The organism is Paraburkholderia lebeckiae (assembly GCF_050436225.1).
In the GTDB taxonomy this organism is placed as follows: Bacteria; Pseudomonadota; Gammaproteobacteria; order Burkholderiales; family Burkholderiaceae; genus Paraburkholderia; species Paraburkholderia tuberum.
In genome coordinates, this window is record NZ_JBNDLU010000001.1 from 469,193 (window position 1) to 494,941 (window position 25,749).

Annotated in this window: 19 protein-coding genes and 3 pseudogenes; 13 read left to right on the forward strand and 9 right to left on the reverse strand. The window is 63.8% G+C overall.

Translation table 11 applies throughout. The annotated features are described in order from the left end of the window. Positions 1 to 70 precede the first annotated feature (70 nt). Positions 71 to 1,051 (reverse strand): glycosyltransferase family 2 protein, encoded by a 981-nt coding sequence (locus tag OKW45_RS02195; protein ID WP_429465633.1) that lies wholly within the window; start codon positions 1,049 to 1,051, stop codon positions 71 to 73. Positions 1,052 to 1,122: 71 nt separating this feature from the next. Beyond that, the gene (locus OKW45_RS02200; protein WP_246530000.1) at positions 1,123 to 1,353 is read right to left on the reverse strand and encodes an NHL domain-containing protein; all 231 of its coding nucleotides are present in this window, start codon (positions 1,351 to 1,353) and stop codon (positions 1,123 to 1,125) included. Between the two features lie 450 nt (positions 1,354 to 1,803). Between OKW45_RS02200 and OKW45_RS02205 the strand changes: the two genes are divergently transcribed. Next, positions 1,804 to 2,364, forward strand: coding sequence for an MFS transporter (locus OKW45_RS02205; protein ID WP_429465636.1), 561 nt, complete (start codon positions 1,804 to 1,806; stop codon positions 2,362 to 2,364). After that, complete coding sequence (locus tag OKW45_RS02210) at positions 2,333 to 2,545, forward strand: hypothetical protein (RefSeq protein ID WP_239499260.1); 213 nt, start codon at positions 2,333 to 2,335, stop codon at positions 2,543 to 2,545. The genes OKW45_RS02205 and OKW45_RS02210 overlap by 32 nt, the downstream gene beginning before the upstream one ends. Here the strand turns inward: OKW45_RS02210 and OKW45_RS02215 are convergent. Further along, positions 2,520 to 3,455 (reverse strand): LysR family transcriptional regulator, encoded by a 936-nt coding sequence (locus OKW45_RS02215; protein WP_429465638.1) that lies wholly within the window; start codon positions 3,453 to 3,455, stop codon positions 2,520 to 2,522. The genes OKW45_RS02210 and OKW45_RS02215 overlap by 26 nt on opposite strands. 136 nt (positions 3,456 to 3,591) lie before the next feature. Between OKW45_RS02215 and OKW45_RS02220 the strand changes: the two genes are divergently transcribed. From OKW45_RS02220 to OKW45_RS02230, 3 genes and pseudogenes are all read left to right on the forward strand, one after another. Beyond that, the gene (locus OKW45_RS02220) at positions 3,592 to 4,932 is read left to right on the forward strand and encodes an MFS transporter (RefSeq protein WP_429465640.1); all 1,341 of its coding nucleotides are present in this window, start codon (positions 3,592 to 3,594) and stop codon (positions 4,930 to 4,932) included. 23 nt (positions 4,933 to 4,955) lie between these two features. Then, a pseudogene (locus OKW45_RS02225) lies at positions 4,956 to 6,129 on the forward strand (L-rhamnonate dehydratase). 131 nt (positions 6,130 to 6,260) lie between these two features. Next, entirely contained in the window at positions 6,261 to 7,154 is an 894-nt protein-coding gene (locus OKW45_RS02230) for a 4-hydroxythreonine-4-phosphate dehydrogenase PdxA (protein WP_503129154.1), read from the forward strand. A gap of 4 nt (positions 7,155 to 7,158) precedes the next feature. Here the strand turns inward: OKW45_RS02230 and OKW45_RS02235 are convergent, their stop codons facing one another. After that, positions 7,159 to 8,175 (reverse strand): LacI family DNA-binding transcriptional regulator, encoded by a 1,017-nt coding sequence (locus OKW45_RS02235; protein ID WP_090809209.1) that lies wholly within the window; start codon positions 8,173 to 8,175, stop codon positions 7,159 to 7,161. A 202-nt stretch (positions 8,176 to 8,377) separates the two neighbouring features. Here OKW45_RS02235 and OKW45_RS02240 point away from each other — a divergent pair, with 202 nt between their 5' ends. The 6 genes from OKW45_RS02240 (at position 8,378) to OKW45_RS02265 (ending at position 16,127) form a co-directional block, all read left to right on the forward strand. Next, positions 8,378 to 9,517, forward strand: a complete 1,140-nt coding sequence (locus OKW45_RS02240; RefSeq protein ID WP_429465643.1) for an ABC transporter ATP-binding protein — start codon at positions 8,378 to 8,380, stop codon at positions 9,515 to 9,517. Positions 9,518 to 9,634: 117 nt separating this feature from the next. After that, positions 9,635 to 10,888 carry an ABC transporter substrate-binding protein gene (locus OKW45_RS02245; RefSeq protein ID WP_018424687.1) on the forward strand — a complete coding sequence of 418 codons (1,254 nt, stop codon included), beginning with the start codon at positions 9,635 to 9,637 and terminating at the stop codon, positions 10,886 to 10,888. Between the two features lie 76 nt (positions 10,889 to 10,964). Continuing rightward, entirely contained in the window at positions 10,965 to 11,870 is a 906-nt protein-coding gene (locus OKW45_RS02250) for a carbohydrate ABC transporter permease (protein WP_018424688.1), read from the forward strand. Between the two features lie 27 nt (positions 11,871 to 11,897). Beyond that, positions 11,898 to 12,749 carry a carbohydrate ABC transporter permease gene (locus OKW45_RS02255; RefSeq protein WP_018424689.1) on the forward strand — a complete coding sequence of 284 codons (852 nt, stop codon included), beginning with the start codon at positions 11,898 to 11,900 and terminating at the stop codon, positions 12,747 to 12,749. Positions 12,750 to 12,809: 60 nt separating this feature from the next. After that, a complete protein-coding gene (locus tag OKW45_RS02260) occupies positions 12,810 to 14,774 on the forward strand; it encodes a beta-galactosidase (protein ID WP_429465645.1) in 1,965 nt (654 codons plus the stop codon). A 162-nt stretch (positions 14,775 to 14,936) separates the two neighbouring features. After that, a complete protein-coding gene (locus OKW45_RS02265; protein ID WP_429465647.1) occupies positions 14,937 to 16,127 on the forward strand; it encodes a glycoside hydrolase family 53 protein in 1,191 nt (396 codons plus the stop codon). 64 nt (positions 16,128 to 16,191) lie between these two features. Here OKW45_RS02265 and OKW45_RS02270 read toward each other — a convergent pair whose 3' ends face one another. The 5 genes and pseudogenes from OKW45_RS02270 to prpR form a co-directional block, all read right to left on the reverse strand. Further along, positions 16,192 to 16,524 (reverse strand): hypothetical protein, encoded by a 333-nt coding sequence (locus OKW45_RS02270; RefSeq protein ID WP_429465649.1) that lies wholly within the window; start codon positions 16,522 to 16,524, stop codon positions 16,192 to 16,194. Positions 16,525 to 16,909: 385 nt separating this feature from the next. Next, positions 16,910 to 18,268 (reverse strand): MFS transporter, encoded by a 1,359-nt coding sequence (locus OKW45_RS02275; RefSeq protein ID WP_018424694.1) that lies wholly within the window; start codon positions 18,266 to 18,268, stop codon positions 16,910 to 16,912. A gap of 383 nt (positions 18,269 to 18,651) precedes the next feature. Further along, positions 18,652 to 18,916 (reverse strand): annotated as a pseudogene (locus tag OKW45_RS02280) (succinylglutamate desuccinylase); the annotation flags it as partial. 85 nt (positions 18,917 to 19,001) lie between these two features. Then, positions 19,002 to 19,271: pseudogene (locus OKW45_RS02285) on the reverse strand (isocitrate/isopropylmalate family dehydrogenase); the annotation flags it as partial. A 302-nt stretch (positions 19,272 to 19,573) separates the two neighbouring features. After that, entirely contained in the window at positions 19,574 to 21,532 is a 1,959-nt protein-coding gene (gene prpR, locus OKW45_RS02290; RefSeq protein ID WP_429465651.1) for a propionate catabolism operon regulatory protein PrpR, read from the reverse strand. Positions 21,533 to 21,768: 236 nt separating this feature from the next. Between prpR and prpC the strand changes: the two genes are divergently transcribed. After that, positions 21,769 to 22,938, forward strand: a complete 1,170-nt coding sequence (gene prpC, locus OKW45_RS02295; RefSeq protein WP_090809234.1) for a bifunctional 2-methylcitrate synthase/citrate synthase — start codon at positions 21,769 to 21,771, stop codon at positions 22,936 to 22,938. Positions 22,939 to 23,050: 112 nt separating this feature from the next. Further along, positions 23,051 to 25,648 carry a Fe/S-dependent 2-methylisocitrate dehydratase AcnD gene (gene acnD, locus OKW45_RS02300; protein WP_429465653.1) on the forward strand — a complete coding sequence of 866 codons (2,598 nt, stop codon included), beginning with the start codon at positions 23,051 to 23,053 and terminating at the stop codon, positions 25,646 to 25,648. Positions 25,649 to 25,749: the final 101 nt, after the last annotated feature.

The following is a 25,749-nucleotide window of genomic DNA, read 5'->3' on the forward strand; positions in this document are numbered from 1 at the left end:
CCTTTCAGAGGGTTAAACGGATACTTCCAACGCGCTCTGCGTTATGTGCCAGATGGCGCATTTCGCCGGATCAGTGATGATTGAAGCGTCTTACGAAGCAATAGAAGATCCACGGATGGATCTTGAGCATCGTCATCGCAACGGAGAGCTTCGGCCGCCCGTCCGCATACATGCCGATCCGTTGCTTCACACGCAGCTTCTTCGAAACGCTATATAGGATCGGGCTCGCGAGCTCGTAGCGCGGCGCGGTCATAGCGGCCTGAAACGCGATCGTGCGGTATCCGAAGATGTATCTGAGCCGGAACAACAGACGTTTGTAGTCGGGAATCGGGAGGAACGCAGTGCGTTTTTCAACGCGGTCGATGATGACAAAAAGATCGACGACCCGCGGGTTGAAGCGCCTGGAAATTGCCGATTCGCGGAACATGTATGAGTAAAGGCTGTCCGGAATGAGCCGCACGATTTTCGCGCTGGCGAGCGTCTGCACCGTCACGCAAATGTCTTCGTAGATGAGACCGCACGGATGGTCGGCCGCGACGAAAATGGAACGGCGCACGAGTTTGTTCCAGCAAAAGGCTTGCAGTTCCAGTCCCATGATTTTCTGCACGGCTTGCACGCCGGTGATGATGCAGTCGCCGGAATCGATGCGAGCGTTGACGGCGCCATCGGGGCTCACGTGTTCGGCGGCGAAAATGACGACATCGGCGTCGTGCTGATCGGCTTCGCGCAGCACGGTGCGAATCAGATCGCGATGAACGTGGTCGTCGCTGTCGACGCAGAGCACATAGTCGCCGCGCGCTTCCGATGCGGCGATTTTTCGCGTTTCAGCGAGCCCTTTATTGTCGGTGTTCCTGATCAACTTCCATGGAATGCGATCCTGTTGCGCGAGCAGGCGGGCGGCGATTTCACCTGAGCGATCGGGGCTGCTGTCGTCGACGGCGATGATTTCGAAATCAGTGCAGGTTTGTGACAGCAGGGAATCCAGACAGTCTTCGATATAGTCCTCGACCTCGTAGACCGGCAGCAGAACGCTGATTCTCGGCGCGGACATGGACAGGCTCCTGGAAGCTTCGGTTTCTCCGGGCCAAGCGATGCCCGTTGTTTTGCTCTGCAATTCTGACCTCAATCTTCGTCACCATCGTTGCCGTCAAGGCCGTAGCGCCGTTTGTCCCGGCAATCCCAGCGGTGACGACCTGGGAGTCCGGTGATCTTGCGGATCCTGAAACCATCGGCGACATACAGCGCTCCGTCACGCCCGAACGCGAGCCCCCTTGGACCCGACAGCATCGCCTGAACCGCGAGACCGCCGTCACCTGCGTAGCCCGCCGCACCAACCATGCACGAATGGGACATCTCATGACACACACCCTTGGATCTGTCCTGACGCAAGTAGTCGACGGAATGATCCGTCGACGCCCCGTAGCGGGCAATCAGCCGGAAGGCAAGGTTTGAATATAGTCCTTGGCGCGAGGGCATTTGAAACACTGACCCGAAGCGCTGAAGATTTGGCGCGTTTGTTCGAGTGTATGCGTCATCCAGTTCAATGAGCCATGCGAGAAAACTTCACATATCCAGCGGGCGAAGCCCTACCGGGCGGTGACAAAGCTCCAAAGCGCTGCGCATTCTGTATCGCTGAACGTGTATTGCGGCATCGCTTTCTTCAGCACGATTCCTGTCGGATCGACGCCGACATTCGGGACACGGCAGAACGAGCCCAAATCGTAACGACTCGGCGGGCCGCCGCGTCGGCGGGTATCGCTGAGCAGATACTGGCTTGTCAACGGGGGCGCAAAAGACGCTGCGTTGTCCGCGTGGCCGTGGCGGGTGTCGTTTCTCGCGGTCGCCGCGCTGACGCTCGTGTGGGTCGTGGTCTACGCATGGTATTTCACGGACGATCCGCGCAAGCATCGCCATATGACCGCGGACCAGGAAACGCAATTGCCGCCGGTCCGTCGATCCGCGGTCGAAGCGACACGCGAGCCCACGCCGTGGCGGCGTCTGCTCAAACGCATCGCACCAACGATGCTCGTCTACTTCTGCTACGGCTGGACCGGCTGGCTGTTCTTCACCTGGCTGCCCACGTTCTTCATGCACGGTCGCGGCCTCGATCTTAAAAGCTCGGCGATGTTCTCCGCGGGCGTGTTTCTGTCCGGCGTGGTCGGCAATACCGCGGGCGGCGTCCTCAGCGACCGCGTGTTGAAGCGTACGCGCAACGTCGTCGCGGCGCGCCGCAACGTGATCATCTGCGCGTTTCTCGGTGCCTTGGTGTTCCTCGCACCGGTGATGGTCGTGAAGTCGCTGCCGGTCATGGCGGCGTGCATGAGCCTGTCGTTTGTTCGGCCTGATCGTGGACCGCACGGGTAGCTGGACGCTGCCGTTCGCCGGCTCGCTCGGACTGCTCGCGCTCGGCATCGTCGCGACCTTCTTCATGCGGCCGGATATTCCGCTCGACGCGGCTCGCGCTCACCCGGATCTCGCGGACATCAATGCGGGCGGCGAATTGCGCTTCGCGGAAAACCTCACGCCGCGCGAATCGAATCGATGACCAGTTGCATCGCCGGCGTGATGCGCCGGTTTCTGCGCAGAATCAGCCCATACGGCGCGAGCCGGCCGCGCAGCGGCGTCGCGATCGCGGCGATCGCATCGAGCGCGACGTAGTATTGCGCGACCGAACTCGGTAGTACGGCGAGCATGTCCGAATCGCGCAGCAACGACAGCGTGGTCAGAATCGACGACGTCTCGACCGTGCTGACCGGCGGCGCGACGCGCGACTCGCGAAACGTTTGATCGATGACCTGGCGCATCGGGCTCGGATGCGGCTGGATGATCCACGGATAGCGCGCGAGGTCCGCGAGCTTCGGCCGCGTGCCCGTTTGTTTGTCTGTTTTCACGGCCGGATGATCGGGCCGCACGACGATCGACAGCGCCTCTTCCGCCAACGTTTCGAAGCTCAGATCGAGCGCCGGAAAGCCATCGGGAATCCGGCCAATCACGATATCGAGCTGATCCTGTTGCAGCGACTGCACGAGCACGTCGCTGGTGTCGATCGTGACCGCCATCTGCAGGCGCGGGTGCGCTTCCTTCAGCTTGACGATCGTGTTTGTCAGCAATTCGGGCGACGGCGCCATCACCGCGCCGATGCGCACCTTGCCGATGTCGCCGGCCTCGATGCCGGCCAACTCCTCGCGCAACTCGTCGAGATCCTCGAACACGACGCGCGCATAGCGCATCACGGCCTCGCCGAAGATCGTCGGCGCCATGCCGCGCGCATGGCGCACGAACAGCGATACGCCGAGCGTGTCTTCGAGTTCCTGCAAGGCCTTGGTCGCGGCTGGCTGGGTCATCGCGAGATCGTCGGCGGCGCGGCGCAGCGATTCTGTTTCCGACAGCGCGACCATCAGTTGCAGATGACGCAGGCGCAAGCGTTTGCGAATGGTGGAGGCGGCCGGGATCATGAGCGATAACTTTAGCGAATCGGCCGATTCGAATTATTCAGTGGTCAGTTATCGGATAGTTTCGCACACTAGCGGTTATCGCAGGACGGCAATCGCAACGCCGTTCGCGTTGACAAGACAAAACCGGAGACGACGCATGACGATGACCGCGAGCCCCGCGCTCGACAGCGCGATTACCAAAGCGCGTACGAGGCTGCTGCCTTTTCTGATCCTGATGTACGTACTGGCGTTCATCGACCGCGCGAACGTTGGCTTCGCGAAGAACGTGCTGCAGGCCGACACGGGCTTGAGCGACGCGGCGTTCGCGTTCGGCGCCGGCATTTTCTTCATCGGCTATGCGGTGTTCGAAGTACCGAGCAACCTGCTGATGTACCGCTTCGGCGCACGCGTCTGGATGAGCCGCATCATGGTCACGTGGGGCATCGTGTCCGCGTGCACGGCTTTTGTCGACAGCGCCACGAGCTTCTATGTGCTGCGCACGCTGCTCGGCATCGCCGAAGCCGGTTTCTTTCCCGGCATCATCCTGTTCCTGTCGAACTGGTTTCCCGCGAAAACGCGCTCGCAGACGATTGGCATGTTCTATTTCGGCTTCCCGCTCGCGCTCCTGCTCGGCAGCCCGATCTCGGGTCTGCTGCTCGATACGGGCAATCCGTTCGGCATGCATCCGTGGCAATGGCTGTTTGTCATCGAAGGGCTGGCGGCGTCGGTAGTGGGCGTCGTCGCTTACTTCTATCTGACCGACCGGCCCGTGCAGGCGCGCTGGCTCGATGGCGAAGAGCGCGATGCACTGGATCAGGCGTTGCGCCAGGAAGACCGCCAGAAGCTCGCGCATGGTCCGGCTTCGGTGCTCGGGGCGCTGCGCGATTCGCGCGTACTGTTCTGCGGCCTGATCTACTTCGCGGTGCAGATGAGCGTGTATGGCGTCGTGTTCTATCTGCCAACCCGCATCGCCGGGCTCGCGAGCGGCGGCCATGTGGGCGTCGAGGTCGGAATGCTGACAGCGATTCCGTGGATCGCCGCGATCATCGGCACGTTCTGGGTGACGCGCTACGCCGACCTCCACGGTCATCACCGTATCTGGGCCGCGGCGATGCTTGCGCTCGCGGCGTTCGGCATTGCCGCGTCGGCGATGACGTCGTCGGTCACGCTTGCGATTGCCGCCTTCTGTTTCGCCGCCATCGGTTTCGTCTGCGTGCAGCCATTGTTCTGGACGCTGCCCACCGGTTACCTGGGTGGCGCCGCGGCCGCGGGCGGCATCGCGTTGATCAATTCGATCGGCAATCTGGGTGGCTTCGTCGCGCCGAATCTGAAAGGGTTGGCCGAGCGCGCGATCGGCTCTTCGCAGGCGGGTATGTTCTCGCTCGCGGTGGTCGGCCTGATCGGCGCATTGCTGCTGCTGACGTTCCGCTTCGCCCCTGCCGCCTCGCATTCCGTCTCTCATCGCAGCGGCCCGCTCGGCGAACGCCCGGGCCACTGACTCTTTGAAGGAAATCGTCGAACATGAAAATCAAGCATATCCGAACGCGTGTTTTCGAGTGGAAAGGCAAAGTCGTGCCGCCGCAAGCGCATTTCTGCACGAACGCGGTCGATATTCTGTACGAGCGTGGCGACGCGATGGGGTCGTTCCGCTTTCACGGCTGGCTCGTCGTCGAAGTCGAATGCGACGACGGCACCGTCGGCATCGGCAATTGCGCGCTCGCGCCGCGCATCGCGAAGCAGATCATCGACGAATACCTCGCGCCGATCGCGATCGGCGAAGACCCGTTCGACAACGAATACATCTGGCAGAAGATGTATCGCCGCACGCTCGCGTGGGGCCGCAAAGGCATCGGCATGGCGGCGATCTCCGCGATCGATATCGCGCTGTGGGACATCATGGGCAAGGCCGTGAAAAAGCCGGTGTTCAAGCTGCGGCGGGCGCACGAAAGAAAAGATCTGGTGCTATGCATCGAAGCTTTACAACAACGATGATCGCAACGCTTTCCTCGGCGAAGCGGAAAGCTATCTGGACAGCGGCTTCACCGCGATGAAGATGCGCTTCGGCTACGGTCCGAAAGACGGCCCGAAAGGTATGGCGAAGAACATCGAACAGGTGCGTCTGTTGCGTGAACTGGTCGGCGACGAAGTCGACATCATGCTCGAATGCTATATGGGCTGGACGCTCGAATACGCGCGCAGAATGCTGCCGCGCCTCGCCGAATTCAATCCACGCTGGATCGAGGAGCCGGTGATCGGCGACGACGTCGAAGGCTATCAGGAGTTGAAGAAGATGAACCTGATGCCGGTGTCAGGTGGCGAGCATGAGTTCACGAGCTATGGCTTCAAGGATCTGCTCGAACGCCGCGCGATCGACGTGATCCAGTACGACACGAATCGCGTGGGCGGGATCACGGCGGCGCGCAAGATCAACGCGATGGCCGAAGCGTGGTCGGTGCCGGTGATTCCGCATGCGGGACAGATGCACAACTATCATCTGACGATGTCGAGCACCGCGAGCCCGATGTCGGAGTTCTTCCCGGTGTTCGATGTCGAAGTGGGCAACGAATTGTTCTACTACATCTTCGAAGGCGAGCCGCAGCCGGAAAATGGCTATCTGCAACTGTCGGACGACGTGCCGGGTTTTGGCATCAAGTTGAGCGACAAGTATCTTGCCGACTTCAACATCGTCGAATGAGTGGACCCATCCGAGGAAAGCACATGAAGCCACGCATCGCAGTCCTTCTTGGCGACCCCGCCGGTATCGGTCCCGAGCTGATCGCGCGTCTGTTCGCGTAGCGGGCGAACCGGGCGCGCGCGGAGCTGCTGATCATCGGCGACCGGCGCGAGCTGGAAACCGGCATGAAGATCGCGCAGCAGCGCTTCGATTACGACGTGGTCGAAGATGCGCATGCCGCGTTTCAACGCGACGGCGTGCCGTCGCTGATCGATTTCCGTCTGCCCGGCGATCAAGCTTTCGAGCGTGCGGTGGCGACCGAACACGGCGGCCGCTATAGTCTCGCCGCGTTCAGGCACGCGCTCGCGCTGACGCAAAGCAACGTCACCCAAGGCATGCTGTTCGCGCCGGTCAACAAGACCTCGCTGCATCTGGCCGGCATGGAAACCGGCGACGAGATGGAGTGGTTCGCGAAGCAGCTCGGCTACACGGGCAGCTTCTGCGAGTTCGACGTGCTCGACGAGTTATGGACTTCGCGCGTGACCTCGCATATGGCATTGAAGGACGTCAGCGCGAAGCTGTCGGAGGAGCGCATCGTCGGCGCGGTACGGCTGATTCACGAAGGCCTGAAGCGGGCCGGCCATCCGCAGCCGCGTATCGCGGTATGCGGTTTCAATCCGCACAACGGCGACAACGGCGCGTTCGGCCGCGAGGAGATCGACGTGATCGCGCCGGCCGTCGAGGCCGCGCGCAAGCTCGGTTACGACGCGCAGGGACCGTTTCCCGCCGACACGATCTTCGTGCGTGCGCGCGACCAGAAGGCCTTCGACGGCGTCGTCACGATGTACCACGATCAAGGCCAGATCGCGATGAAGCTGATGGGTTTCTGGCGCGGCGTGACCGTGCACGGCGGCTTGCCGATTCCGATCGCGACGCCCGCGCACGGCACCGCGTTCGACATCCACGGCCAGGGCAAGGCCGACGTCGGCGCGACGCAGAAGGCATTCGACATCGTCACGCGGATGGCGACGGAGCGCGTGAACTAACGCGTCAGCGTTTCCTGCGCGGCCCGGTCGAGGCGCGCACCACGAGCTCGGGCGGCGGCCCGAGCACCATCGACGGCTGCCGCTCCGGCGTCTGGATCAAACGGATCAGGCTCTTGATCGACAACTCCGCGACGGCCGCGGTTTGAATCGCGACCGTGGTCAGCGCGGGATGCACCTGATGCGCGAGCTGAATGTCGGTGATGCCGATCACCGACACGTCGTCGGGCACCGAGCGGCCGAGCGTGATCAACGCCTGGATCGCGCCGATCGCGAGCAGGTCGTTGGTCGCGAAGATCGCGCTCAGTTGCGGGCGGTTCGCCATCAGTTCCATGCAGGCGGCGAAGCCGGCGTCGATCGAGTCGCGAATCTGCAGCACGGCGGCCGCATCGGCTTCGATGCCGGCCATGCGCATCGCGGCGCGAAAGCCGTTCGAGCGCGCGTCCTGCAAACCGCCGCAACCGTCGCCGATCAGCAAGCCAATCTCGCGATGGCCGAGTCCGAGCAGATGCCCCGCGGCTAGCTCGCCGGCACGCGCGAAGTCGACTGCGATGCACGGTAGCTCGGGCGGCGACTCGGGGTGCTCCCACATGGCGAGCAGAATCGGCGCGCTATGCGTCGCCGATGCGCACAGGTCGTTGATCGTGATGTCCGTGTTCATCACGAGCACGCCGTCGGCGAGCGTGCCGGCAATCTGGTTCAGATACGCGCGGCCGATTTCGGCATCGTCGTCGGTATTGCAGACCATCAGGAAGTGGCCGGTCTTGCGCGCCGCGCGCTCGGCGGCGAGCACGAACTCCGGGTAAAACGGGTTCGAGATGTTCGACAGCATGAGCGCGAGCGTCGACGAACGGCCTTCGGCCAGCGCGCGCGCATTCAGGTTCGGCCGATAGCCGAGTTCAGCGATCGCCTGCAGCACGCGCTCAGCCGTTTCAGGGCGGACTTTCTCGCGATTGCGCAGCACGTTGGAGACCGTGGCGGCGGTAACCTGCGCGCGTTTCGCGACTTCTGACAACGTGACCATGTCGTTATCCCATATTTAGGGAGGTCAATTCAAATGTTGCAAACGGCCTGCGACATTGCTAACTTTCTCAAAAACGTAACGGAGACACCCACCACGACTTTTCCCGTCGAACTCGAATTTAAGCGATTAAATGCCGCCGGCACAAGACCGGGACGTTTTATTTCGGCGAAAATTTAAGCGGTTAAATCAAGGCGGAGACAGCATGGCGACGATTCGTTTGAGCGATGTGCAAAAGGCCTACGGCGACCATCCGCCGGTGATCCGGCGCGTGAATCTCGAGATCGCGCAGCATGAATTCTGCGTGTTTCTTGGCCCCTCGGGCTGCGGCAAGTCGACCTTACTACGGATGATCGCCGGTCTCGAAGACCTCAGCAAAGGCGAGCTGCATATCGGCGGCCGTCTCGTCAACGACGTGCCGGCCGCCGAGCGCGGCGTCGCGATGGTGTTCCAAAGCTACGCGCTGTTTCCGCACATGACCGTGTTCGACAACATGGCGTTCGGATTGAAGCTCGCGAAGCAGCCGAAGGACGTGATCGAGCGCAAGGTCCGCGAAGCCGCGCGGATTCTACAACTGGAAAGCTTGCTCGAACGACATCCGAAAGCGCTGTCGGGCGGCCAGCGGCAGCGCGTCGCGATCGGCCGCGCGATCGTGCGCGAGCCGGGCGTGTTTCTGTTCGACGAGCCGCTATCGAATCTCGATGCCGCGCTGCGCGGTCAGACGCGCGTCGAGATCGCGCGTCTGCATCAGCGCTTCGCGAATGCGAGCGTCGTGTACGTCACGCACGATCAGGTCGAAGCGATGACGCTTGCCGATCGCATCGTGCTGCTGCATGCGGGCGCGGATGCCGAGCGCTTCGGCAGCATCGCGCAGAGCGGTGCGCCACTCGAGCTGTATCACCACCCGAAGTCGCGCTTCGTCGCGGGCTTTATCGGCTCGCCGCGTATGAACTTCGTCGATGCGACCGTCGAGTCGATCGAACCGGGGCGTGTGACGGTGGCGCTCGTGGCCGGGGCGGAAAAGCTGGTCGCGCACGTCGACGGTAAACGGCTGCAACGCGGCCAGCGCGTCACGCTCGGCGTGCGCCCCGAGCATCTGCGGCTCGATGGCGACGAACAGTTCATTCAGTGCGCGACCGTGCTATCGGAACGGCTCGGCGAGCACAGCTATATCCACGCGGACCACGCGGGAGGCACGCTGATCGCGAAGGCGCCCGGCGATACGCCGCTCGGCGCGGGCGAGCGCATCCGCGTCCATGTTCCGCCCGCTGCCTGTCATCTGTTCGACGAACAGGGACTCGCGCTGCGGCGTAGCACGTTCGAGCCGGAACGCGCGGCCGCCTGATCGATCGTCGACGGCGGACCTGCTTCAACGGTTCGTCAGACTGAATTCCGCCATAGAGCGGGTTACATCGCCGGCCACACTGCGTAGCCGGTCAACAAGGTAGACAAGGAGACATAGATGATCGCTCTTCGCCTTCGCCGTTTTGCACAGGTGTCGATCGCCGCGGCCGTGGTGGCCGGCGCGCTCGGCAGCGCCGTGGTCGACGCGGCCACGCTGAACGTCAACGTATCGGCGCGTGGTAATCAGCGCTCGACCTGGCAGGACGCATTCGACCAGTTCAAGAAAGCCAATCCCGACATCGACCTGAAAATCACCTACGTGACCGAGGAAGCATACAAGGTGCAGATGGGCGGCTGGCTCGCCACCGATCCGCCCGACGTCGTGTCGTGGCACGACGGCGAACGAATGGCGTATTACGCGCAACGCGGTCTGCTCGAGGATCTGAGCTCGGACTGGGCGAAGAACGGCTGGTCGCAGCAGTATGCGTCGGTCAAGGACGCGTCGACGTACAAGGGCAAGCAGTATGCGGCACCGCTCGGCTATGACGCGTACGGCTTCTTCTATCGCAAGGATCTGTTCGAGAAGGCCGGCATCAAGAGCGAGCCTAAAACGTGGGACGAACTGCTCGAAGCGAACAAAAAGCTGAAGGCGATCGGCGTCGCGCCGATCGCGGTGGCCGCGCGCGATAGCTGGACGCTGGCCGCCTGGTTCGACTATCTCGATCTGCGCATCAACGGCAACGAATTCCACCAGAAGTTGATGGCCGGCGAAATTCCATACACCGATCCGCGCGTGAAGAAGGTCTACACGACGTGGAAGACCCTGCTCGACAATCACGACTTCATCGAGAACGCGCTGTCGTACGACGTCGATTCGATCGGCCCCATACTCAACAACGGCAAAGCCGCGATGATGCTGATGGGCACCTTCTTTTCGGCGAGCTTCCCGCCGTCGATTAAAGATCAGATCGGCTTTTTCCGCTTCCCGGTGATCGACGCAAATGTGCCGATGGCCGAGGATGGTCCCGTCAACGTACTGCTGGTTCCGGCAAAGGCAAAGAACAAGGCCGACGCGCGCAAGCTGCTCGCGTTCATGGAGACGCCGAAGATCAACGCCGAACTTGCGAAGGGCTGGGGAACCTTGCCGTCGAACAGCCAGGCGGCGCCGCCTGAAGATGCGATTTCGAAGGTCGGCTTCCAGACGCTCGCGAACACGAAGGGCGGCATCGCGCAGTTCTACGATCGCGATATGCAAAAGGAAATGGCCGACGAAGGCATGAAGGGCATGCAGCAGTTCTACAGCGATCCGTCGCAACTCGACAGCGTGCTCGCTCATCTCGAAGCGACGCGCAAGCGCATCTACCAGAAGTAAGTCCCGCCGGGCCGGCCGCGTGAACGGCCGGCTACGGCGCCCAGATTCCGCCTTCGATTTCCGACGAGGCCGTTCCATGTCTCATACCGCAGCGCGCCGCCTGCCCGCGGCGCGGCACCGTCGCGTCTCGACGACGCGCCGTCATCAGCATCGCGCCGCGTTTTTCTTTCTGCTGCCGGGCTGCGCGTTGTTCGCGCTGTGCGTGATCTATCCGATCATCAGCAGCATTTCGCTGAGCTTCTACCACTGGGACGGCATGACGCCGAAGACCTTCGCCGGTCTCGCCAATTACGTCGAGCTGTTTCAGTCCGATACGTTCTATACGGCGCTGAAGAACAACCTGATCTGGCTCGCGCTGTTTTTGCTCGCGCCGCCTCTCGGTCTGCTGTTCGCGCTGTATCTGAACCAGCACGTGCGCGGCATGCGCGTCGTGAAGTCGCTGTTTTTCGCGCCGTTCGTGCTGTCGGGCGTCGTGGTCGGTCTCGTATTCAGCTGGTTCTACGATCCGACGTTCGGGCTGCTGCGGCTGATCGTCGGCCGTGGCATCCCGGTACTCGGCGATCCGCATACGGTCACGTTCGGCATCATCTTCGCCGCGCTGTGGCCGCAGGCGCCGTTCTGCATGATCCTGTATCTGACCGGGCTCACCGGTATCAATCCCGAGGTGGTCGAGGCTGCGCGCATGGAAGGCGCGCAAGGGCTGCGACTGCTGTGGCACGTGATCCTGCCGCAATTGCGGCCCGCCACCTTCATGGCGGTGGTGCTGACCGTGATCGGCGCACTGCGCAGCTTCGATCTGATCGCGGTGATGAGTGGCGGCGGTCCGTTCGACAGTTCCACCGTGCTCGCCTATTTCATGTACGACCAGGCGATCAAGTACTACCGCGAAGGCTATTCCGCCGCGATTGCGGTCGTGCTGTTCGCGATCATGCTCGTCTATATCGTGTTCCATCTGCGCCGCATGTTGCGCGAGGAACGCTGATTCTCTGAACCTCAGGAGTATCCGGTCATGTATCCGCTTCCCGTCGAACGCTGGAAACCGCTGAATCGCACGCTTTACAAGGCCTCGCTGCCGCTGGCGTTGTTCATCTGGCTGCTGCCGATGCTCGCCGTGCTGCTGACCTCGATCCGCTCGACGGATGAATTGTCGCAAGGCGACTACTGGACGTGGCCGAAACACTTCGCGTTGCTGGAGAACTACGGCACCGCGCTCACGCAAACGCCGATGCTGCATTACTTCGCCAATAGCGTGCTGATCACGGTGCCGTCGGTGATCGGCGCGATCGTGCTCGCGTCGATGGCGGGCTTCGCGTTGGCGACGTATCGCTTTCCGGGCAACACGGCCGTGCTGTTCGCGTTCGTCGCCGGCAATTTCGTGCCGATCCAGATCCTGATGATTCCGGTGCGCGACATGGCGTTGAAGTTCGGCCTGTTCAACACCGTGTGGGCGCTGGTGATCTTTCATGTGTCGTTTCAGACCGGCTTCTGCACCTTGTTTCTGCGCAACTTCATCAAGCAACTGCCGTTCGAGATGATCGAGGCCGCGCGCGTCGAAGGCGCGGGCGAGTGGACGATCTATCTGCGCATCGTGCTGCCGCTGATCCGCCCCGCGCTCGCCGCGCTCGCGATCCTCGTGTTCACGTTCGTGTGGAACGACTACTTCTGGGCGCTGTGCCTCACTCAAGGCGACGACGCCGCGCCGATCACGGTGGGCGTCGCCGCGCTGAAAGGGCAGTGGACGACCGCGTGGAACCTCGTCGCGGCGGGCTCGGTGCTGGCCGCGTTGCCTTCGGTGCTGATGTTCTTCGGCATGCAAAGGCACTTCGTCGCCGGACTGACCTTCGGGGCGAGCAAGGGATAAACGGCGCCTGAAACACGATTGAAACGACGGCTCGACGTCAACTCACCACGAGACTTTCACATGCAACTTGGTGTCTGCTACTACCCGGAACAATGGCCGCGCGCGATGTGGGCCGACGACGCGCAACGTATGGTCGAACTCGGCATCACGCATGTGCGGATCGCCGAATTCGCGTGGAGCCGTATGGAGCCGCGCGCCGGCGAATTCGACTGGCAATGGCTCGACGAAGCCGTCGACGCGCTCGCGAAGGCGGGCCTCAAACTCGTGCTCGGCACGCCGACCGCTTCGCCGCCGAAGTGGCTCGTCGACGCGCACCCGGACGTGTTGCCGGTGCGCGCGGACGGCACGCGCTGGAATTTCGGCTCGCGGCGTCACTACGATATTTCGAGCGGCACGTACCGGCGCGAATGCGTGCGCATCGTCACCGCGATGGCGAAGCGCTATGGCCGGCATCCGTCGATCGTCGCATGGCAGACCGATAACGAACTCGGCTGCCACGACACGGTGCCGAGCTATTCGGCTGCGGCGTTGCAGCGCTTTCATGTGTGGCTGCAGCGGCGCTACGCAACGATCGGCGCGTTGAACGACGCGTGGGGCAACGTGTTCTGGAGCATGGAGTACCCGTCGTTCGACGGGATCGACCTGCCGACGCTGACACCCACCGACGCCAATCCGATCCATCTGCTCGACTTCCGCCGCTTCATGTCCGACGAGGTGGCGAGCTTCCATCGCGAGCAGATCGACGTATTGCGCGAGCATGCGCCGAACGCGGATCTGCTGCACAACTTCATGGGCTTTTTCACGACCTTCGATCACTATCGCTTCGCCGCCGACAACGCGATCGACGTCGCCGCATGGGACAGCTATCCGATTGCGCGCACTGAGTCGATCGCGTTGCCGGAGGAGCAGAAGGCGCGCTTCGCGCGTACCGGACATCCCGACGTGTCCGCGTTCGATCACGACCGCTACCGGGGCATTGGGGGCGGGCGCTTCTGGGTGATGGAGCAGCAGGCCGGTCCGGTGAACTGGGCGTCGTGGAATCCGATTCCGGCGCCGGGCATGGTGCGGCTATGGGCGTACGAGGCGTTCGCACATGGCGCGGAGCTGGTGTCGTATTTCCGTTGGCGTCAGTGCCCGTATGCGCAGGAGCAGATGCATTCCGGGCTCAATCTGCCGAACGACGAACTGTCGCCGGGCGGTCTCGAGGTGCAACGGGCCGCGCGTGAGATCGCGGGCAGTACGGCGCTGTCGACGCTCGCCGCGCCCGCGCGCGCGGCCACCGCGCTGGTATTCGACTACGAGACGCAGTGGATGTTCGAAATCCAGCGTCACGGCAAGGGCTTCGACTACCAGACGCTCGCGTTCGACTACTACGAGTCGCTGCGCGAACTCGGGCTCGATATCGATATCGTGTCGAGCCGGGCAGATCTTTCGCGCTATCAGCTAGTCGTGGTGCCGAGTCTCGCGGTGATCGACGCCGCGCTCGTCGAGCAGATCGCGCGTTCGAACGCGCAATGGGTGTTCGGCCCACGCAGCGGCTCGAAAACCGACGCGTTCGCGATTCCCGGCAATCTGCCGCCCGGCGCGTTGCAGCGCGCGCTGCCGATCCAGGTGCTCGAAGTCGAAACGCTGCGCTCGACGCTCGCGCCCGCGCTGTCGATCGACGGCACCGAGGGTCACGCGCTGCACTGGCGCGAGCATGTGCGCGCCAATGGCGAGACACGCATTGCCGCGCGCTTCGACGATGCATGGCCCGCGCTGCTGACGCACGGCAACGTGCGCTATGTGGCCGGCTGGCTGTCGCATGAACTGCATCGCACGCTGTTGCGGCAGGCGGCGCGCGACGCGGGCCTCGATACGCAGGTACTCGCCGACGGACTGCGGTTGCGCCGCCGCGGCGGCTTGACCTTCGCATTCAATTTCGGCGCGCAACCGGTGCAGGCGCCAGCACCGCGCAATGCGACGTTCGTGCTCGGCGAGCCGCGCCTGAATACCGGCGACGTCTGCGCGTGGAAAGACGCGTGACGTGGTGTGGTTGTCACGTCACGTCAGGAAGTCAACCAGGGAGGAAGTGGTAACAGCAGTCAGAAACTCGCAGTTCAAAACTCGTAGGTTGCAGCACGGACGCATCAAACCAGGACCAGGCGGCCCGCAAAGAGCCGCCATTTAATCGATGGAGGATGACGGATGAACCGAAGAGAAATGCTGGGATGGCTGGCGGGCGCCGCTGCGGCGGCGGGTGTCGGCGCGACGCTCGGCACGCCCGCTGTTGCGGCGGAGCAGGGTGGGGCGCCCGGCAACGCCACGGCGCAGGACGCCGCCGCGCGCGCTAGCGGCTTCGCGATGGGCGCGGACGTCTCGACGTTGCTCGAACTCGAAGCGAACGGCGCGAAGTACTACGAGCATGGCGAGGCGCACGACTGCCTGCATATTCTGAAGCGTCACGGCGTCGATTCGATCCGTATCAAGGTGTGGAACGATCCTGGCAATCCTGACTTCTTTCCGGCCAATCAGAGCCCCGCGGCCGGCTGGAACAATGCCGGGCACGTGCGCATTCTCGCGCGCCGCGCCGCCGCGCTCGGCCTGCGTATTCTGATCGACTTCCACTACAGCGACTGGTGGGCCGATCCGGGCAAGCAGTACCCGCCGCACGACTGGGCCGGCAAGGACATCACCGAGACCTGCGCGCTGCTGTCCGCGTATACGTCGAACGTGTTGCGGATGCTCGAGCGCGACGGCGTGCATCCCGAGTGGGTGCAGATCGGCAATGAGATCACCGGTGGCATGCTGTGGCCGCTCGGCAAGTACGATCAGCTCGATAACCTCGCGGCGCTGCTGAAGGCCGGGCACGACGCGGTCAAATCCGTCGACGGGCGCATCAAGGTGATGCTGCATATCGACAGCGGCGGCAACAACGCGACGAGCCGCTGGTGGTTCGACAACATGACGCAGCGTGGCGTCACGTTCGACGTGATCGGCCTGTCGTATTACCCGCAATGGCAGGGCTCGTTCAGCGACCTGCAGGGCAATGTGAACGATCTTGCGACGCGCTACGACAAGGACGTGATCGTCGTCGAGACCGCGTATCCGTGGACGACCAGCGACGGCGATTCGGAACCGGACTCGATGACCAACGTCGGCACCTCGCCGTACCCGCAGACGCCCGCAGGCCAGGCGCAGTTTCTCGGCGCGGTGACCGATATCGTGAAGGGGATCCCCGACGGACACGGCAAGGGCGTGTTCTGGTGGGAGCCCGAGTGGATTCCGACGCCGAACGTCGGGTGGAAAGTCGGCGCCGGCGACCAGTGGGACAACAACACGCTGTTCGATTTCCACGGCAATGCACTGTCGTCGCTGGATGCGTTCCGGCAGCGCTAGCGCATCGCGGGTGACGCGCGGCTGAATGCGCGCCAGCCGCTACGCGCATGGGGACACGCCGGCATCACTGTGCCGGCGATGCCTGCCCCTTGTGCTGGTTCACGCACTCCGACGTGATCGCCATGCTCGCCTGATCGGGCGTCATGTGGGGCGCGTCGGGGCTGAAGATTTTTTCGATGATCGCGTCGACGGCCGCGCGGTCGGACGGGTCTTTGTAGTAGTGGGTGGCCTGTTCGAGCGCCTGAGCTTTGGTCTTTTTGTGCGCGCGCCACGACGCGACCTGGCCGGCGATATCGCCGAGCGCGAAACATTGATCGCTGACGGTCTGCGCGACGGCCTGAGCGGCCGGCTGCGCGATGCACAGCGCGACGAGCGCGGATACGACTACGCGTTTCATTACCGGAGTCCTGACATGAGACGGCGGCGGCGCGAAAGCGGCGGTGATCGCCGCGCCGGGCCGCGCGCGGAAAAATTGTTGCGTAGTGTATCGGGAAGTGGGCCGGGGCGCTTTTTGCCGCCGTGGATCACAATGCCGCAGGCGAACGGGTGTGACGTCGATGCGTCACAGCGGCAGCGGCCGGTCCTCTAGCCAGGTTTCAGGCGCGGCGATGGTTCTGATTGCCGTGCTGCTGTGTGTCGATCAACTGCTCGCGTTCTGGTAAGCGAGAGATTCGAGGCGTTCAGCGAAACAAAAAGCCGCCCTGCGATTCGCAGGGCGGCCTCTGGGTCACCACTCGATCGAACCGTTACCGGTCCGCTGGCGCGCACATTTCATTGCACGCTCAATGGCCGAACGACTCCGTCTTCGACGCACCCGCGTCCACCGCCTGCGGCCGTGCCGCCTGCTTGATCAGCAGCGCGACGCACGACAACAGACCCGCCACCGCGATCGTCGCGAAGATGCCGCCGAACGAAAAGTGGCGGCGCGCCAGCTCGGCTACGAGGAACGAACCCGCAATGCCGCCGAAGCGGCCGACGCCAAGCATCCACGCGACGCCCGTGCCGCGGCCCACGGTCGGGTAGAACGCGGCGGCGAGCGCCGGCATCGACGATTGCGCGGTATTCATCAGCACGCCGGCGATGAACACGATCAGCACGAGCGCGCCGACGTTGCCGGCCGCCTGACCGATGAAGTACACGCTGACGGCGGTCAGTGCATAGCAGGCCGCGATGATGCGATTCGCGTTGAAGCGGTCCATCAGCACGCCGGCCAGCACCGCGCCGACGCCGCCGAGCGGGAACAGCGCGGAGATCAGCGTCGCGCGTTGCGGCGTGAGGCCGGCGTCCTTCAGCAGTATCGGCATCCAGTTGATCGATGCGTAGAAGATCACGAGGCCCATGAAGTACGCGAGCCACAGCATCACCGAACCGACGATGTACGAGCGCGACAGCACGACGCCGAGACCTTTGCCGCCGGTTTGCGGCGCGGTTTCGGTCATCGTGAAACCGACGGCCTGCACCGCGTCGCCGGAAATGCGCGCGAGAGCGGCGCGAATCCGCTCGGCCGGCTTGTTATTCGCGACCATGTAGCGGACCGACTCCGGCATCTTCGCGAGCAACAGCAGCAACAGCAGCAGCGGCGTGACGCCGCCGAGGATCAGCACGCTGCGCCAGCCCAGATGCGGAATCATCCACGCGGCGAGGAAACCGCCGAACGCGGCGCCGAGAGGGAAGCCGCAGAACATCAGGTTGATCACGGTGGCGCGGCGCTTGTCCGGGCAGTACTCGCCCATCATCGTGACCGCGTTCGGCATCGCGGCGCCGAGGCCGACGCCGGTGACGAAGCGCAGCACGGTCAGTTGGTCGATGCCGGTCGAGAACGCCGACGCGAGGCAGGCGAGGCCGAACAGCAGCACCGAGCCGATCAGCATCGAGCGACGCCCGAGGCGGTCGGACAACGGACCCGAGCCGAGTGCGCCGCACGCGAGGCCGAACAGCGCGGCGCTCAGCACCGGCGCGAGCGCGGGCTTGTTGATACCCCATTCGGTGATCAGTGAAGGCGCGATGAAGCCGATCGCAGCAGTGTCAAAACCGTCCAGCAGGACGATGATGAAGCACATGAAAAAGATCAGCCACTGGAACGGCGAAAACGGATGCTCGTTGATGAAGGTTTGAACGTTCACAGCGGGGCTGCGGTTCATGATGGTCTCCTGGCAGCGAAAGGCCCGACACGACGAGCTATTCTTCTCTAAGACTGTACGCCGTCTGGCAACGGCGTACGATGCCTTCGGCGGGCCAACTGACCGTTCGTCGGCAATGAATCACACCCGGACGGATCGGTTTGACGGAATCGCGCCGGGCGAGGGAATTTGTTCGCATAAAGAACCGCGATTCTCTATGCGAACGCGCGCCACTGTAAGGAATGAAATCGATGCGGTCAACGGGGGAATACCCGAGCTTCGCAGTGGCGGACGTGCCCGCCGATGTATGGGAGCGGCGCGCTGCAATGGGCCGGAGAAAGGACGAGGCACGCCAGGCTCAACGCGCCAAAACAACCGGCGAGCGGCGTCGAGACATCAGCCCGTCAGGCCGTCAGCCCGGGATTGGCCAACGTCCGCTCGATTCGCCCCAGCCGGACCACCGTCACACCGGGGCGTAACTGCCGCAGCGACGGCATCACGAGCATGCAGTTGTCGTAGGGGGTGCGCACCTCTTCGCCGTTCGACCATCCGATCACGGCACGCGCCTCGGCGAAAACCTCGAGGCCGGTGTACGCCGCGGCGAAGCTGAAAGTCCATGCTGGTCGCGACGACCGGCTGTGTCACGCGCACGATATTCTGCTCGGGCGGACGGTGCCCGGCGTAGACGTATTCAAATGGGGTTTCGACTTGCAGCGGGTGGGCGCGCTTTGATGGGCCTGGCGCGTCGTTCATATCAGGCGACTTTTGCCGCGATCGCCTCGCCGACTTCGCTCGTGCTTGCCTTGCCGCCGAGGTCGCCGGTGTGCGGACCCTCGATCAGCGTCGCCTCGATCGCCTTCAGGATCGCGTCGTGCGCTTCGCGCTCCTTGCCGCTCGAATGACCGAGGAAGTCGAGCATCATTGCTGCCGGCAAGCACATCGCGATCGGATTCGCGATGTGCTTGCCGGCGATATCGGGTGCCGAGCCGTGCACCGGCTCGAACAGCGACGCAAACTTGCGGCTCAAACCACTGTACCCGGCGCTAGTAATTTGCCTGACTGCGACCACTGGCTTCGCGGCCGGGCTGACGGCCGCCCTGTCATCATTCATCGGAAAATGGACCGTCACCGAGGTGGTCGGATACAGCGATGTTCCGGGCGGAATACCTGAGGCAAAACGACTGCTCGAAGGTGCTGAGCATATCTACCGGGCAGATCGAATTCGCAGGCGAGCGCTGTCGTCCGCACGGCGGTTTCAACGATGCGCATCGCGTCGTATTCGGTTGGGACGGCGTGATCGTGCGGGCAGTGAAATTGTCATCATCTCTACCGCCCCGCATTCAACTTGCGCCACAACGTCGTCTTGCTGATGCCCAACGCGGCGCAAGCCGCATCGCGATCGCCTTCGTGAACCGCGAGCACCGCGCGGATTTCATCGGCTTCGACATGACGGCTGCGCTCGCGCAGCGTCAGCGCCGCCGGCTTCGCGCGCGCGATGGGCTCGACGACTTCCGGCGCGATCGCGCGCAGCATGTCGCGCGTGACGAGCGCTGCACTCGCATCGGTGTCCGCATCGCCATCGGCGAGTTCAACCACGATCCGCTCGATCACGTTCTGCAACTCGCGCACATTGCCCGGCCACGCATGGCGCCGCAACGCCGGCCCCAAACCCTCCAGCATGCGAGCGGCGGTCTGCGCGTCGGGCACGCGCGCCGCCAGCCTCGGCTCGCGCGCGGCCGCCTGGCGCAACAGTTCGGCGGCGAGCGGCAGCAGGTCGTTCGGCCGCTCGCGCAGCGGCGGTAGCGCGATGCTGAGGATGTTGAGCCGGTAGTACAGATCGGTACGGAAACTGCCGGCTGCGACGGCGTCGGTCAGCGCGCGATGCGTCGCCGCGACGATGCGGATATCGACGCGCATCGGCTCCGTCGACCCGAGCCGCACCACCTCGCGCTCCTGCAACACGCGCAACAGGCGGCTTTGCAACGGCAACGGCATCTCGCCGATCTCGTCGAGAAACAGCGTGCCGCGATGCGCGACCTCGATCAGCCCCGCCTTGCCGCCCTTGCGCGCGCCGGTGAACGCGCCTTCCTCGTAGCCGAACAACTCGCTTTCGAGCAGCGCCTCCGGAAATGCGCCGCAATTGATCGCGACGAACGCGAAGTCGCGTCGCGCGCTCAGTTGATGCATGCTCTGCGCAACCATCTCCTTGCCGGTGCCGCTTTCGCCGAGAATCAGCACGGTCGCGTCCGACCTCGCATAACGCGCGACGAGCGCGCGCACGCGTTCGATCGATTCCGACGCGCCGACGATATCGTCGAGCCGGTAGCGCGCGGTGAACTGCTGCACGCGTTGACGCGCGCGCAGCGTCCGATCGAGCCGTTCGACCGCGCGCGATTCCTGAAACGTCAGCACGGTGCCCGGCGCCGAGCCGCTGCTTGCGAGCGGCCCGCGATGCACGACATAGCTGGCGCCGCGCACCGTGCAGAAGCTGTCGCCCTCCGCGTCCGGCAGGCTGCCCGCGAGATCGGGCGCGAGTTCGAGCAGCGCGCGGCCGACGGCCTTTGCCGCATCGATACCGAGCACGCTCGCGAGCCGCTGGTTCATCAGTTCGACGCGGCCTTGCGCATCGAGCGCGACCACGCCGTCGCGCAGGTGCTGCAGCAGCGTGTCGAGCCGCTGACGTCGCACGGTTTCGCGGCGCGTCGCCTGCGCGACTTCGAGCGCGGTGTCGAAACCGGCCCGCACCGACGCGCGCGAGTACAGGAACACCGCGCCCATGCCGGCGTTCGCAGCGAGGTCGGTGACCATGCCTGGGCCGACCACGACGTCGATGCCACGATCGCTGAGATCGAGCACGACGCTTTCCGCGTCCTGCGCCGATTGGTACGACGCGAACGTGACATCGAGCGCGTACGCGGCGGCGAACCGCCGCACTTCGTCGGGCGTGTCGCCGTGCGTGACGAGCGCGACGCGCGCGCCTTCCCGACGCGCGCGGGCGAGTGCATGCATGACGTCGTAGCCGGTCGGGCTGATCCGCACGACCGGCACCGACACGCGCGTTTTCAGATACGCGCCGTTCGAGCCGCCCGCGAGCACGACGTCGGGCCGCGCGGCGCCCGCGCCCTCGATTTCGCGCACCGCGTCTTCGAACGCGTGCGACACGATGCGAACATCCGCGTGTTCCACGTATTCGCCGGCGATGTCGAAGAACAGATCGCGCAGGCGGCTAATGCTGAGCGCCCAGACGCGCGGACGCTGCGGCGATTCATAAAGAGGCGTGCTCAAGGCGGACGGCTCGCGACGGGATGGTTCGGGAACTCCATTATGCGAGCATTCATTGCCGATTTGAAATGCGCAGTTTCATTAGTGAAATCGCGCGTCGTGCGGGCCACGTCATCGTTTCGCCAGACCGCCGCCAAATCAGACACTTAGCCGGCCATGAGCGGGATGGCCCGTTCTTTGCTTACAAGGCAACCCAGTCGAAGCAATGGCCAAATTCCAACCCTTTCTGGAGACAATCGATGAGCGAAGCAGACAACAGCACGCCGAACGCAGGCGCTTTCAAACCGAAAAAATCCGTCGCGCTGTCGGGCGTGACCGCGGGCAACACCGCGCTGTGCACGGTCGGCAAGACCGGCAACGATCTGCACTATCGCGGCTATGACATTCTCGACATCGCCGAGGCGTGCGAATTCGAGGAGATCGCTTATCTGCTGGTCCACGGCAAGCTGCCGACCCAGGCCGAACTGACCGCGTACAAGACGAAGCTGAAGTCGATGCGCGGCCTGCCCGCCAACGTGAAAGCCGCACTCGAATGGATTCCGGCCGCCGCGCATCCGATGGACGTGATGCGCACCGGCGTGTCGGTGCTCGGCACCGTGCTGCCGGAGAAAGACGATCACAACCTGCCCGGCGCGCGCGATATCGCCGACAAGCTGATGGCCTCGCTCGGCTCGATGCTGCTGTACTGGTATCACTACTCGCACAACGGCAAGCGCATCGAGGTCGAAACCGACGACGATTCGATCGGCGGTCATTTCCTGCATCTGCTGCATGGCGTCGAGCCGTCGAAGGCGTGGGTCGATGCGATGCACGTGTCGCTGAACCTGTACGCGGAGCACGAGTTCAACGCGTCGACGTTCACCGGCCGCGTGATCGCGGGCACGGGCTCGGACATGTACTCGGCGGTCACCGGCGCGATCGGCGCGCTGCGCGGCCCGAAACACGGCGGCGCCAATGAAGCCGCGTTCGAAATCCAGTCGCGTTACCAGACGCCTGACGAAGCCGAAGCCGACATCCGCCGCCGCGTCGAGAACAAGGAAGTCGTGATCGGCTTTGGCCATCCGGTGTACACGATCTCGGACCCACGCAACAAGATCATCAAGGAAGTCGCGAAGAAGCTGTCGAAGGAAGCGGGCAACACGAAACTGTTCTCGATCGCCGAACGGCTCGAATCGGTGATGTGGGACGCGAAGAAGATGTTCCCGAACCTCGACTGGTTCAGCGCGGTGTCGTATCACATGATGGGCGTGCCGACCGCGATGTTCACCCCGCTGTTCGTGATCTCGCGTACGGCAGGCTGGAGCGCGCACATCATCGAGCAGCGCGTCGACAACAAGATCATCCGTCCGAGCGCGAATTACACCGGTCCGGACGATCTGCCGTTCGTGCCGCTGGCGAAGCGCGTTTGACGCGAGCAGCGAGCTAAACTGCCTGCACTGTCCAACCGGCCGCGCGCGAGAAGCGCCGCCGGACGCCGCCGGCATCCTGTCCGGCGGCCGATAACCGTCCTGTCCCTACGCCATGAATACTGCCAACCGCAAACGCCTTCCGGGCACCAAGCTCGACTTCTTCGATACGCGTGCCGCGGTCGACGCAATCAAATCCGGCGCCTACGACAAGCTGCCGTACACGTCGCGCGTGCTCGCCGAAAACCTGGTGCGCCGCTGCGATCCGGTGACGCTGACCGCTTCGCTGAAACAGATCATCGAGCGCAAGCGCGAGCTCGATTTTCCGTGGTTCCCGGCGCGCGTCGTGTGCCACGACATTCTCGGCCAGACCGCGCTCGTCGATCTGGCGGGTCTGCGCGATGCGATCGCCGCGCAAGGCGGCGATCCGGCGCTCGTGAATCCGGTGGTGCCGACGCAACTGGTCGTCGATCACTCGCTGGCCGTTGAGTGCGGCGGTTTCGATCCGGACGCGTTCGCGAAGAATCGCGCGATCGAAGATCGCCGCAACGAAGACCGCTTCCATTTCATCAACTGGACCAAGCGTGCGTTCCGCAACGTCGACGTGATTCCGCCGGGCAACGGCATCCTGCATCAGATCAACCTCGAACGCATGAGCCCGGTCGTACAGGTGAAGGACGGTGTCGCGTTTCCTGACACGCTGGTCGGCACCGACTCGCATACGCCGATGGTCGATGCGCTCGGCGTGATCGCGATCGGCGTCGGCGGCCTCGAAGCGGAGAGCGTGATGCTCGGCCGCGCGTCGTACATGCGGCTGCCCGATATCGTCGGCGTGGAGCTGAGCGGCAAGCCGGGCGAGGGAATTACCGCGACCGACGTGGTTCTGTCGTTGACCGAGTTTTTGCGCAAAGAGAAGGTGGTCGGCGCGTACCTCGAGTTTTACGGAGAGGGCGCGGCGAATTTGACGCTGGGCGATCGCGCGACGATCGCGAACATGGCGCCCGAGTTCGGCGCAACCGCCGCGATGTTCTACATCGACGAGCAGACGATCCGCTATCTGAAGCTGACCGGCCGCGACGACGAGCTCGTCAAACTCGTGGAAACGTATGCGAAGCAAACCGGCTTGTGGGCCGATACGCTGAAGCACGCCGAATACGAGCGCGTGCTCAAGTTCGATCTGTCGAGCGTGGTGCGCACGCTCGCGGGGCCGTCGAATCCGCATCGCCGCTTGCCGGTGTCGGAGCTGGCCGCGCGCGGCGTCAGCGGCAAGGTCGAGAACGAGCCCGGTCTGATGCCGGACGGCGCGGTGATCATCGCCGCGATCACGAGCTGCACCAACACGAACAATCCGCGCAACATGATCGCGGCGGGCCTGGTCGCACGTAACGCGAATCGGCGCGGACTCATTCGCAAGCCGTGGGTCAAGAGCTCGCTCGCGCCGGGCTCGAAGGCGGTCACGCTGTATCTGGAAGAGGCAGGGCTCCTGCCTGAACTCGAACAGCTCGGCTTCGGCGTGGTCGCGTATGCGTGCACGTCGTGCAACGGCATGTCCGGTGCGTTGGACCCGGTGATCCAGAAGGAGGTGATCGAGCGCGATCTGTATGCGACCGCCGTGCTGTCGGGCAACCGCAACTTCGACGGCCGCATCCATCCGTACGCGAAGCAGGCTTTTCTCGCGTCGCCGCCGCTGGTCGTCGCCTATGCGATCGCGGGCACGATCCGCTTCGACATCGAGAAGGACGTGCTCGGCGTCGATGCGAACGGTCATGCGGTCACCCTGAAAGATCTGTGGCCGTCGGATGCGGAGATCGATGCGATCGTCGCCGCGAGCGTGAAGCCCGAGCAATTCCGCAAAGTGTATGAACCGATGTTCGCGGTCTCCCCCGACACAGGCGCGAAGGCCGACCCGCTGTACGACTGGCGCGAAGAAAGCACCTATATTCGCCGTCCGCCGTACTGGGAAGGCGCGCTCGCCGGCGAGCGAACGCTGAAGGGTATGCGCGCGTTGGCCGTGCTCGGCGACAACATCACGACGGACCACCTGTCGCCGTCGAACGCGATTCTGCCCGACAGCGCGGCCGGCGAATACCTGACGAAAATGGGCCTGCCCGAAGAGGACTTCAATTCGTACGCGACGCACCGCGGCGATCACTTGACCGCGCAGCGCGCGACCTTCGCGAACCCGACGCTGAAGAACGAGATGGTGGTCGAGAACGGCCAGGTGAAGGCCGGTTCGCTCGCCCGTATCGAGCCCGAAGGCAAGGTCACGCGCATGTGGGAAGCGATCGAAACGTATATGGAGCGCAAGCAGCCGCTGATCGTGATCGCGGGCGCCGACTATGGCCAGGGTTCGTCGCGCGACTGGGCCGCGAAGGGCGTGCGGCTGGCCGGCACCGAAGCGATCGTCGCGGAAGGCTTCGAGCGGATTCACCGCACGAACCTCGTCGGCATGGGCGTGTTGCCGCTCGAATTCAAGCCCGGCGTGAATCGCCTGACGCTCGGCATCGACGGCACCGAAACGTTCGATGTGATCGGCGAGCGCAAGCCGCGCGCCGATCTGACGCTGGTGATTCATCGCCGCAACGGCGAGCGCGTCGAAGTGCTGGTGACGTGCCGGCTCGATACGGCCGAAGAGGGGTCGATCTACGAAGCCGGTGGCGTGCTGCAGCGTTTCGCGCAGGACTTTCTCGAGTCGACCAGAGCGGCGGCTTGACGCGTAGACGCGCGTTTTGCAGTGAACGTCGCAACAGACCAGGGCGATGCGGCTTGACGGGCCGCATCGCCCTTCATCAAAGAACATGTCACCTCAGGACA